Annotated in this window: 9 protein-coding genes and 2 pseudogenes; 5 read left to right on the forward strand and 6 right to left on the reverse strand. The window is 61.7% G+C overall.

Features of this window, described 5'->3' with window-relative positions; translation table 11 throughout:
* Position 1 precedes the first annotated feature (1 nt).
* Both JQ616_RS17630 and JQ616_RS17635 read left to right on the forward strand, forming a co-directional pair.
* Positions 2–652, forward strand: a complete 651-nt coding sequence (locus JQ616_RS17630; protein WP_212016240.1) for a 3-oxoacid CoA-transferase subunit B — start codon at positions 2–4, stop codon at positions 650–652.
* 18 nt (positions 653–670) lie between these two features.
* Positions 671–1,129, forward strand: coding sequence for a MaoC family dehydratase (locus JQ616_RS17635; RefSeq protein ID WP_212016242.1), 459 nt, complete (start codon positions 671–673; stop codon positions 1,127–1,129).
* 17 nt (positions 1,130–1,146) lie between these two features.
* On the opposite strand, the gene fabI is transcribed toward JQ616_RS17635, so the two are convergent.
* The 4 genes from fabI to JQ616_RS17655 are packed head-to-tail and all read right to left on the reverse strand — an operon-like array spanning position 1,147 to position 6,357.
* A complete protein-coding gene (fabI, locus tag JQ616_RS17640; protein ID WP_212016244.1) occupies positions 1,147–1,938 on the reverse strand; it encodes an enoyl-ACP reductase FabI in 792 nt (263 codons plus the stop codon).
* Positions 1,935–3,149 carry an acetate/propionate family kinase gene (locus JQ616_RS17645; RefSeq protein ID WP_212016246.1) on the reverse strand — a complete coding sequence of 405 codons (1,215 nt, stop codon included), beginning with the start codon at positions 3,147–3,149 and terminating at the stop codon, positions 1,935–1,937. The genes fabI and JQ616_RS17645 overlap by 4 nt, the downstream gene beginning before the upstream one ends.
* 5 nt (positions 3,150–3,154) lie before the next feature.
* Positions 3,155–4,120 (reverse strand): phosphate acetyltransferase, encoded by a 966-nt coding sequence (locus JQ616_RS17650; protein ID WP_212016397.1) that lies wholly within the window; start codon positions 4,118–4,120, stop codon positions 3,155–3,157.
* A 26-nt stretch (positions 4,121–4,146) separates the two neighbouring features.
* Positions 4,147–6,357, reverse strand: coding sequence for a DUF3141 domain-containing protein (locus JQ616_RS17655; protein WP_212016248.1), 2,211 nt, complete (start codon positions 6,355–6,357; stop codon positions 4,147–4,149).
* Positions 6,358–6,473: 116 nt separating this feature from the next.
* Between JQ616_RS17655 and JQ616_RS17660 the strand changes: the two genes are divergently transcribed.
* The 3 genes and pseudogenes from JQ616_RS17660 (at position 6,474) to JQ616_RS17670 (ending at position 7,959) form a co-directional block, all read left to right on the forward strand.
* Positions 6,474–6,992, forward strand: coding sequence for a GNAT family N-acetyltransferase (locus JQ616_RS17660; RefSeq protein WP_212016250.1), 519 nt, complete (start codon positions 6,474–6,476; stop codon positions 6,990–6,992).
* 39 nt (positions 6,993–7,031) lie between these two features.
* A pseudogene (locus tag JQ616_RS17665) lies at positions 7,032–7,307 on the forward strand (hypothetical protein); the annotation flags it as partial.
* 367 nt (positions 7,308–7,674) lie between these two features.
* Positions 7,675–7,959 (forward strand): hypothetical protein, encoded by a 285-nt coding sequence (locus JQ616_RS17670; protein ID WP_212016252.1) that lies wholly within the window; start codon positions 7,675–7,677, stop codon positions 7,957–7,959.
* Between the two features lie 551 nt (positions 7,960–8,510).
* Here the strand turns inward: JQ616_RS17670 and JQ616_RS17675 are convergent.
* Positions 8,511–8,822, reverse strand: a complete 312-nt coding sequence (locus JQ616_RS17675) for a DUF736 domain-containing protein (RefSeq protein WP_212016254.1) — start codon at positions 8,820–8,822, stop codon at positions 8,511–8,513.
* A gap of 712 nt (positions 8,823–9,534) precedes the next feature.
* Positions 9,535–10,266 (reverse strand): annotated as a pseudogene (locus JQ616_RS17680) (chromosome partitioning protein ParB); the annotation flags it as partial.

A 10,266-nucleotide genomic window follows, 5' to 3' on the forward strand; every position in this document is an offset into this window, starting at 1 on the left:
CATGGATGCACAGACCATCATCGCTCGGCGCGTCGCGAGAGAGCTACGACCTGGCAATCTCGTCAATCTCGGCATTGGAATTCCGACGCTGGTTGCAAACTACGTTCCTGCCGGGCTCAACGTGTTCTTCCAGTCCGAAAACGGACTGATTGGCACCGGCCCAATTCCCGAACAGGGCATGGCACATCCGCTGCTGACCGATGCCGGAGGCAAGCCGATCAGCGCATTGCCTGGTGCGGCCACCTTCGACAGCGCGATTTCGTTCGGCCTGATCCGTGGCGGCCATGTCGATATCACGGTGCTCGGGGGCTTGCAGGTGGACGCCGATGGCCATCTCGCCAACTGGATGATCCCGGGCAAGATGGTGCCGGGCATGGGCGGCGCCATGGATCTCGTCACAGGTGCCAAGCGCGTCATCGTCGCCATGCAACACGCAGCAAGAGGAAAATCGAAGATCGTGGCCAGGTGCAACCTGCCGCTGACATCGGTGCGACCGGTCGACCTCGTGGTGACCGACATGGCGGTCATCGCGTTTCCGGGAGGCAAGGCAACGCTTCTGGAAACAGCGCCGGGCGTAACCGTAGCGGAGGTTCTGGAAGTGACGGAAGCCGAACTCGCGCTTCCCGATGCAATACCCGCAATGATGCTGTGACGAGAGCGAGCAGATACCATGAGAATTTTCTACGGGTTCGACGAGCTCAGGTCGGCGGTCGGCACTGAAATCGGCGTCAGCGACTGGATCGAGATTACCCAGGAACGCATCAACAAATTTGCCGATGCCACCTGCGACGACCAATGGATCCATGTCGACCAGGAGCGGGCAAAGGTCGAAATGCCTGGGGGCAAGACCATCGCACACGGCCTCTTGTCGCTGAGCCTGACCCCGATGTTCATTCGCTCGGTGATGGGCCTCAAGGGTCTGAAGAATACCCTCAATTACGGCGCTGATCGAATCCGGTATCTGGCGCCGGTGCCAGCAGGATCAAAGCTGCGTGGGCGCGTCGGCATTGCGGAAGCCGAAGACGTGCCGCCCAATGGGCTGAGGGTTCACTACCGCGTGGTGATCGAGATGGAGAGCGGTACTCGCCCTGCCTGCGTCGCCGAGGTCATCGGCCTGCACTATAGCTGAATTGACTTGCCCGTGCTTCAATCGATGATGTGGTATCCGCCATCGATATAGAGCACGCTGCCGGTAATCAGCTTGGCACCATCGAGCGCGAGAAATGCCGTAGCTTTGCCGACGTCATCGATGCTGACGAGGCTGCGTGTCGGCGCCTGTGACTGGGCCTTGTCCATTAATTCGTCAAATTCCGGGATCCCGGATGCTGCGCGCGTGGCAAGCGGCCCCGGCGAGATAGCGTGCACCCGAATGCCTTTCGGCCCGAGCTCGGCCGCGATGTAACGCACCGCCGCCTCCAGCGCCGCCTTCGCGACGCCCATGACGTTGTAGTTCTTCACCACCATTTGGCTGCCGTAATAGGTCATGGTGAACATCGTGCCGCCGTTCTTCATCAATGGCTCGGCGAGATGGGCCATGCGCATGAACGACCAGCAGGACACATCCATGGTCTTCTGGAAGCCCGCACGATCGACATCGACCACGCGACCATGTAGGGCGTCCTTCGGTGAGAACGCAATCGAGTGAAGCAGGAAATCGAGCTGCCCCCACTCCTTCTCGATCCGCTCGAACACTTTCTCAGTCTCGCCCTCGGCCATCACGTCGAGCGGCATGAAGATCGACGATTCCAACGCCTTGGCCAGCGGTTCGACGTGCTTCCTGGCCTTCTCGTTCAGGTAAGTGACAGCGAGTTCTGCGCCGAGCGCCCGAAACGCCTTGGCACAGCCCCAGGCGATCGATTGGTCATTGGCTATGCCGACGATCAACCCCTTCTTGCCCTTGAGCGCGATATTGGTCTCAGGATAAACCGGGATATTCATGACATTCTCTCGCGTCTGGAATTCGGAGACGATTGGTTCGTGAGCAGCGTCAGCGTATGCCGCGCGATCATCAGTTCCTCGTCCGTCGGCATGACGTAGACGGGAATTCGACTGTCGGATCGGGAAATCCTGGTCGCATGCCGCGCATTCTCGACGGGATCGATCATGATCCCAAGCCAAGCCAACCTTTCGCAAATCCGGGCACGGATCGAATTGGAGTTTTCGCCGATCCCCGCCGTGAAGACGAACCCGTCTAGCCCTGCCATCGCGGCCGCCAGCATGCCGGCGTTGAGGCCGATGCGATAAACGAAATAGTCGATCGCGAATGCGGCGTGCGGGTCGGCGCTGGCCTCCAGCTCGCGCATGTCGTTGCTGACGCCGGATAGGCCTTTCAGTCCGCAATCGCGATACAGGAAGTCCTGAACCTTGGGCGCAGACATCCCCTTCTCGGTAAGCAAGTACAGCACGACACCAGGATCGATCTGGCCCGGCCGCGTTCCCATCGCGAGGCCATCGAGTGCCGTGAACCCCATCGTGCTCTCGACACTCCGGCCCGCCCGCATCGCGCACATCGAGGCGCCGCTGCCGAGATGGGCCACGATCACACGTCCGGCCGCAACCTCAGGCGCCACCTGCGGCAGCCGTTTGGCCACGTATTCATAGGACAGCCCGTGGAAGCCATAGCGCCTGACGCCTTCGGCGTACAGTTGATGCGGAATGGCATAATGGTCGGCGAGCGGATCGTGATCGCGGTGGAACGCCGTATCGAAGCAGGCAACCTGTGGCATCGTCGGAAAATTCGCCAGCAGGGACTTGATGGGCGCCAGATTGTGCGGCTGGTGCAACGGCGCCAGCGGCGCGTAGCGTTCCAACCGCGACACGATCGCGGGATCGATCAGCACCGGGCTCGCATGATCAGGCCCGCCGTGAACAACGCGATGGCCAACGGCGACAGGATTGATGTTGAGCTCGTCTCTCAGCCAAGAGCCTGCGACGGCCATGGCGGCAGGAACATCGACAACTGCCTCGATCGGATAGGCACGATCGGCCAGAGGGGCGCCGTCGGAGCCACTGGCTCGCATCCGCGGCCGGCTGCCGATACCATCCATCTGACCCTTCAGCTGCCGCTGCAGCCGGCCCTCGCCTTCCACCGCAAAGATCTGGAATTTCACGCTGGAGGAGCCCGCATTGACGACAAGGATCGTATCCATGACCGTCACGCCGCCGCGATGGGGGCACGGCGACGCCGGGCATCCGCGTAGAGGCAAGCCACTGCGGCTGACGCCATTCGCGACCGCGCGGAATCCGCGCGCGACGTCAGCACGACCGGCACGCGCGCCCCTAATACGATGCCGGCGCCATCAGCCTTGGCAAAATAGGCGAGATTCTTCGCAAGCATGTTGCCGGACTCGAGATCGGGAACGACCAGGATCTGCGCCTGCCCAGCGACCTCCGATTTGATTCCCTTGATCCGCGCCGCTTCCATGTCGATCGCATTGTCGAAGGCGAGCGGTCCGTCGAGCAGCGCACCGGTGATCTGCTTGCGGTCCGCCATTTTGCAGAGCGCGGCGGCTTCGATCGTTGACGGGATCTTCGAAGTTACGGTCTCGACCGCCGACAGGATCGCCACCCGCGGGGTCGTACCGAAACCGGCCTCATTGTAGAGATCGACCGCGTTTTGGATGATGTCTCGCTTGGCATCCAGGTCCGGGAAAATGTTGATGGCGGCGTCGGTGACGAACACCGTCTCGGTGTACGCCGGCACATCCATGACGAAGACGTGGCTGATGCGCCTGTCGGTGCGCAGCCCGCCGACCTTCGCCGTGACGCTGCGCATCAGTTCATCGGTATGGAGGCTGCCCTTCATCAGGACTTCGCCCCTGCCCTCGTGAATAAGTTCGACGCTTTTGGCCGCCGCGGCAGCTTCCGTGGGCGGCGTATCGACGATCTCGCAACCTTCGATATCGAGATTATGCTTCGCTGCGACATCCTTGATCCGTGCGGTAGGACCGACCAGAACAGCTTTGATGATGCCAGCCTGAGCAGAATCGATCGCCCCGCGCAGCGAACTCTCGTCGCAGGGATGCACGACGATCGTGGATACCGAAGGAACGCCCCTCGCTGCCACGATGAGCCGATCGTACTTCGATCCCGGCTGGGTTTCGCTCGCTCCGGCTGCCATGATACTCATTGCTTCGCCTCGAATTGCTATGAAGCCCGGGCTTTTGGATCGAAAGGGACCGTATTCCCCTGACCGTCAAGCCCGAACAGCCCGGAGACCTGGTTCAATCGGCTGGCCACTTCACCCGATATTTCCGAGGCTGCCGACAACACGTCCCGAATGGCGGCAAACGCCCCGCGGCGCTCGTCCATGTTGTTTGGCAGGAGCTTTGGAATGGCCGCAAGCGCAGCCTCCCGATCGAGCAGCAGCATGAAGAATTGCTCGCGGACCAGCATCTTGAACTCCGCAAGGGTCATCCGCACGGACTCGTCGGCCCGGCGAAGTCGCCGCAGCGCCTCAAGGCTGCGTTCGTCGACCATGCCGCGGGCTGATCCAACATAGAGCAAGGCCCTGATGCCGGCCTCGCGCAAGCCACCAGAGTCGATCCTCGATTTCAGTTCCGCGCTACGCGTCCGCAATAGCTCCCGGTGCTTTGGATCCATCTTGCGGCGCTGCGACGGTGCCGACTGCGGATCAACCCCCACTGCCGCTTGCAGCGCCGGCGAGCCGTAAATGGCAAGAAACATCGCCTCGCTCATTGCTTCCTGCGAATCGCGCCACTGATCGAGCGAACTGACGATCTGCTTTGAAACCTGCTCCTGAAACGCCAGGAACGGATTGTCCTTGGCGACAGGTTTGCGCTCGTCGCGCGCCTTGTCCGCGGCGCTCTTGACCATCTTCATCCATGGATTTTTGCTGCTGAACGCCTCGTACTGCAGGCGAAGCGGATGCAAATTGCGCATCATCTCCGCCATTTGCGGCGTCACCATCGATTTGATCCAGGGCTGCAGGTATTTCCGATAAGCGGCGAGATTTATCTCCGAGACACGCTTGGCAGTCTCGAAGCGCCGCTCGTCCTCGGGCGAATTCACGCCCATCGCCCGGATGTCGTCCAGCGTGCGGGCCTCGCAGCGCATCACCCATTGTCCGACAGCAAGCCCATCATTGAGCGTATCGGCTCCCCTAGCCTCGAACGTCGCCTCGTAGAGGCCGGGCGGCAGGACGTCGATCAAGTCGATGTTACTCGAGAACTCTGCGTGCTCCTTCTTGGCGACGCCGCCGGAAACGAAAATGCCGAGATGGCCGATTGTCTCATGCACGGTGTAGACGATGGTCTGCCCGTGCGCCCTGATTTCATCGACATCCGCGTAAAGATCCAAGATCCAGTGCAGTGCCTGTTGCGGAGGCGTGATGTTGTCTCCTTTTGAGCAGAACACCACGATTGGCGACCGGATATTGCGCAGATCGACTGCGACTCCGTCCGACATCTTGACGCGGCCGGCAGCAAGATTGTTGCCGATGAAGAGTTCATCGACGATGAACTGGATCTCCTCGGCATTGAGATTGACGTGTCCGCCCCACCAACGTTCGAACTCCAGATAGCGATCGGCCTCAGTGTCGGCCTTGCTGTAGACGTTGTATTGCTTCGTCCACAATGTGTTCGAGGGATTCTGGCTCTCGAAGTTCTGCACCAACCAGGCACCGTCGAATTTGCCTGCGCCGAGGTCGCTGGAAAGCGCGGTCAACCAACTGCCGCCGAGCAGTCCCCCGGAGTAGCGCATCGGGTATTTGCCGTGCACACCGGCCCAATAAGCCAGTGGCGCGCCCGCGACGATCACCGGACCGAACAGTTCCGGCCGGAGCGAAGCCAGGATCATGATCGCCCAGCCGGCCTGACAGTTACCGATCACACAAGGTTTACCGTCGGCATCGGGATGCAGCTCAATGACCTTTTCGATGAATATGGCTTCAGCGTGTGCAATGCGCTCGATGGTCTGGCCCGGGATCGGCTCAGGCAGAAAGCCGATGAAATAGCAGGGATGCCCTGCTCGCATCGCAACGCCGATCTCACTATCGGCCTTGAAGCCGCCGATGCCCGGTCCGTGACCCGCGCGCGGGTCAACGATGATGAACGGCCGGCGCTCAAGGTCGATTTCCACGCCCTGGGGCGGAATGATGCGCACCAACGCATAGTTGACAGGTTGCTCGAGCTTGCGGCCGTCCAAGATCAGTTCGGCGGCATAGCTCAGAACGTGCGGGGCCGTTTGGGCGACGTGCTCGCGATACTGATCGCCGCGCTGGCGCAAGATGTCCAAAAGCAGAACGCTACGCTGCCCGGCGTCCACCATGTATTCCACGGCCTTGGCGACGACGCCCGACATGGGGCCGCCCGGGATTTGCGGGTTTTCCAACGACATCGTTTCGGTCCCTCCGCCAACGCCCGGATTGAAGCGCCTGGCGCGCTCGCGAGCGTTGACCTAGGTCAACTCTCGAGCGGAGCCTGCATTCTTTCTGAAGCCGGGAGGATAGGTCGATGACGATGCCCGAAAATTATGCAGCGAACGAGCGTCTGCGCGACGGCCGAGTTGTCACCATCCGCGCTTTACGGCCCGACGACAAAGACGACATGCTGTCCGCGATCGGCCGGACCGGCGACCAATCGCTTCAGCGCCGCTTCTTCGTTCCCAAACGTCGCTTCTCGGAGAGCGAGGTCGCCTACTTCCTGAACATCGATTTTGCCAAGCACGTCGCTTTAGTTGCGCTTACTGAAGAGGACGGACACGAGGTGATCATCGGCGGAGGTCGGTATGTCGTCGCGACGGCTGGAATAGCCGAGGTCGCTTTCGTGGTGATCGATGACTATCAAGGACAGGGCATCGCGACCTTGCTGATGCACGACCTTACGATCCTTGCACGCAAAGCTGAGCTCAAGGAACTGGTGGCTGAGGTCCTGCCAGAGAACACGGCGATGCGAAGGGTTTTCGCCAAGTTCGGCTTTCGGGTCCGGCCCGGAACGGACCCGCAGGTCGTTCACCTCGCTCTGTCTCTCTAGTAAGGCAGGAATTCCCCAGGAGGAGAATTGCTCCGCGGAATGCTCACCGGTCACGTTGGAGGAGCACAGGACAAAGAACACCACCCCGCTCCGCTCTCCGGCGGCGACCGCAAGGCGCTGTCCAAGGAGCTGGCACGTGCCCGTGCGGTGACAACGATCCTCGCCACCCAGTAGGCAGAGAAGCGTGCCGCGGGCGAGGCACTTATCCGCGAGGTGGAGGACCTGCTCTGCCAGAGCTGGAACGAGAAAATGTGGGCTGACGGCGGCCCGGTCGATCCCTCGTCGTCGATCGATCAGGCCATCAACGCCGGCTACCACCTCCCGATCCAACAGATAGCCGGCAGCCCATCGCCGCTGATCGCCACCAAGGCTGCCGAGCGAAGGCACGCCATCTTCGCCGGGCTCTGCCCCATCGTGCTCCTCCGCCAAGTCGCTCCCGAGCTCCCGGCAGAGATCAGTTCTAGCGCCTGGGCGACAATAGCCCCACGCCCGCCCCCAGATGCGCTGCGCGCGGCTACGCATTTTGCAGAATGCTCGGCTCGGGAAAGCGCGGTATCGCGAAGGCAATCCGGCCAATCTTGCCTCTGGACCTCGATCGGCAGCGGGCGGCTGCCCTGCCGGTCGCACTACATCATCAATCAAGGGCGCATCGACTGGGCCGGCGCCTGGATCCAGCGCGCAGGTGCTGTCTGGTCGCCACGCTGAAGTGCAGCGGCGCGAGGAGTCCAGGATTTCGATTGCGCTGACCGCAGCTGGACGGATCCAGGTATTTGCGGGAGGAGCCCTGGAAGATGAATCGATTGATGGCCTTGTCGCCAAGGCGGTTACTGAGGAAAACCTTCGCCTAGAAGAGGCGGTGGGCTCGGACCTGAGATCCCTGCTGCAAAGCCTTGAGCACTCGGTGAACCTCGTGAGGGAAGCCATGGCACGGCTGCAAGAAACTCAAGGGCTTGCCTCGGATCCGTAGGCACAACAGACGCAATCGGCCAAGGCCGCCATCACGTTACGACCGCTCTGGCGACACCCACTAGAACGAGGTCACCAATTCTTGGACGTGCAGACAACCACTTAGCCGCTCTTAGGCGCCAGTGCTTTTATCTTGCAGGTTTAATCGGTCGTCTTGGTTGCTTGCTCTCACCCATTGTCGCTTCCTCTCTCTGCCGTGACAAGGTCATTGCATCGACGTCACGCAGCGTCGCCGACCGCGCAAATCCTGATGTGCCGTGCTCGTTTCCACGCTCATCGACGGCACAATTTCGCTGCAGCAAAGGGCCTTGACGCTCCCTAGAAGCCGACGAAATATCGCTCCCGGAGATCAAAAATCGGAGCCAGATCCGATACGAAATCCCGCGCGCTCGACCCAAACACCGTCCCAAAATCCATGCGATCAATCGCATTTTCTCGTGCGGCGAAGCCCTTCTTCGGACGCAAAAATGCCCTTCCGCTCCCTCCCAAAGCGGCGCGGCAAACGCAAAAAAGCCCCGCCTCCGAAGAGGCGGGGCCTCCGATCCGTCAGGATCAGTCGCCGCCGCGGCGCGACCAGATCAGGGTGAAACCCTCGTCGCCTTCGATCCTAACCAGCGAGGCGTAGATCGGAGCCGGGAAGCTCGGATCGTCGAGCTTGACCGAGAGATATTCGCGATCGCTGTCGCGGACGGTCTTCTTCCAGGCGGCGCCGAACTCGGTGCTACCCGCAAAGATGCGGTAGTCGGGAGCCTTGTCGTTGTCCTTCTCGGATACGACGAACTTGGCCTTGATGTTGAGCGTCAGCGTCTTGATCGAGCCGGTGTAGCCGTTGTCCGAAGCGGTGAAAGTGCCGATGGTCGCCATGATAATCTCCGTCTGTGTTGCTCGGGCCGCGCCCATCGCAGCCTCGATGGCGATCCCTCGCCCGGGGAGCGATCGGCCCGCAGCCGCAAGGCCCGCAGCGCCAGCGGAGGACAGCGAAAGCCTGCTTTTTTGTCTTCCCGCGAGGAATGCCGCGCTTCGCGGCAGGGGAAAAAAGCAGGCGCGAGCTGTTGCGGGAAGGCGATCGAGGCTCTTTCCGTCCCCCGGGCCTGATCAGCCCAATCGAGGGTGCGTTGGACGCGAGCCTGTGCCCCGACTGACGGGGATTATCATGGCGACTGCCGGCGCCCCCCGCAGCATCGGAAAACGGCGGGATCGATCAAAAAAGCCAACGTCTGATCATCAATCGTAAGAACGATGCGCCGAACAAACGAAAGCGAACGGAGCGCATTTGCGCGTGGGTAACCGACGTCGCCGCCAGGACTGTCCGCCCGCTTTGCGCTCTCGCCGCGTGCGCTCTGGACACGACCGAAGCTACCAGCCTGCTAGCCTCGCCCCTGCAAAAAGAGGGCGCGGTACAACCAGATCGGCTGCTGCAGACGGCGTGACTCGGACGGATCGTGGCCCGCATTTGGAGAAGGGCCAGCGTGCACAGTCGCCGCTGTGCACTGATTGAACCGGCCGCGCGCCGTCAGGTGCGCGGCTGCAAATTTTAGAGCCTCCCGGGGCCGCTCATGCGGCCCCGGGACTGCCTTTACTCCGCAGCCTGCGAGCGAAGTTCGCTGCCCTGCGCCTCGCTTTGCAGATCGATTTGGCTCTCTGGCGTGGCCGTCCGCAGCAACGACGGCAGCCAGCCGGTTGCCGCCAACAGCTGCTCGGCGGTTTGCGCCATGTCGGCCTTCTTCATGTCCGACATGCGCTCTGCCGCCTCCTCGCTGACGCCTTCGCGCACGGCTTCCAGAATACCCGCCTTGGTCACGCGACCGAGATAACTGCGCACGGTCGGCCGCCAGTAAGAGGTCATGTCGAGGGCCACGGCCTCGGCCAAATACCCGGCCGCCGCAAGGGCGCGCGGCCTCCGGTCGAATGGCAGTTTGACCGCATTGACGGTCAAGGCGACACAATGCGCGAACAACGCCATGCGGCCGTCGTGGTCAAGTTCGGCCACGAATTCCCATAGCCCGGCGACGTCCTTGGGCATCTGTCTTGCCCAATTGGTATGGCGATCCGACCACGCCTTTCCGGCCGGAGTGTCCTCGATTCCGACCGCATGCACGGCCAAATCCGTCTTCACCGGCTGGATGCCGACCACATGCGCATTGGCCCCGAGATAGAAGATTTGAGCGGCCAGTGCATGGGTCACCGCCACGATGGCGACGTCCGGCTGCTCGCTCAAATCGAGCCGCAGTCCCAACGTTCGGTGCGCGGTGAGGTCGCGGACGAGCGTGTCGGACAGCCGCTGCGCTTCCTCTTCCTCCTCGGTATC

The sequence above is a fragment of the Bradyrhizobium tropiciagri genome, from assembly GCF_018130545.1.
GTDB lineage: Bacteria > Pseudomonadota > Alphaproteobacteria > Rhizobiales > Xanthobacteraceae > Bradyrhizobium > Bradyrhizobium tropiciagri_A.

Bases quoted from the DNA above. Each gene is read 5' to 3' on its own strand.
- JQ616_RS17645 (WP_212016246.1), bottom strand. From the start codon at position 3,149: ATGGATACGATCCTTGTCGTCAATGCGGGCTCCTCCAGCGTGAAATTC.
- fabI (WP_212016244.1), bottom strand. From the start codon at position 1,938: ATGAATATCCCGGTTTATCCTGAGACCAATATCGCGCTCAAGGGCAAG.
- JQ616_RS17675 (WP_212016254.1), bottom strand. From the start codon at position 8,822: ATGGCGACCATCGGCACTTTCACCGCTTCGGACAACGGCTACACCGGC.
- JQ616_RS17655 (WP_212016248.1), bottom strand. From the start codon at position 6,357: ATGTCGTTGGAAAACCCGCAAATCCCGGGCGGCCCCATGTCGGGCGTC.
- JQ616_RS17650 (WP_212016397.1), bottom strand. From the start codon at position 4,120: ATGGCAGCCGGAGCGAGCGAAACCCAGCCGGGATCGAAGTACGATCGG.
- JQ616_RS17660 (WP_212016250.1), top strand. From the start codon at position 6,474: ATGACGATGCCCGAAAATTATGCAGCGAACGAGCGTCTGCGCGACGGC.
- JQ616_RS17635 (WP_212016242.1), top strand. From the start codon at position 671: ATGAGAATTTTCTACGGGTTCGACGAGCTCAGGTCGGCGGTCGGCACT.
- JQ616_RS17630 (WP_212016240.1), top strand. From the start codon at position 2: ATGGATGCACAGACCATCATCGCTCGGCGCGTCGCGAGAGAGCTACGA.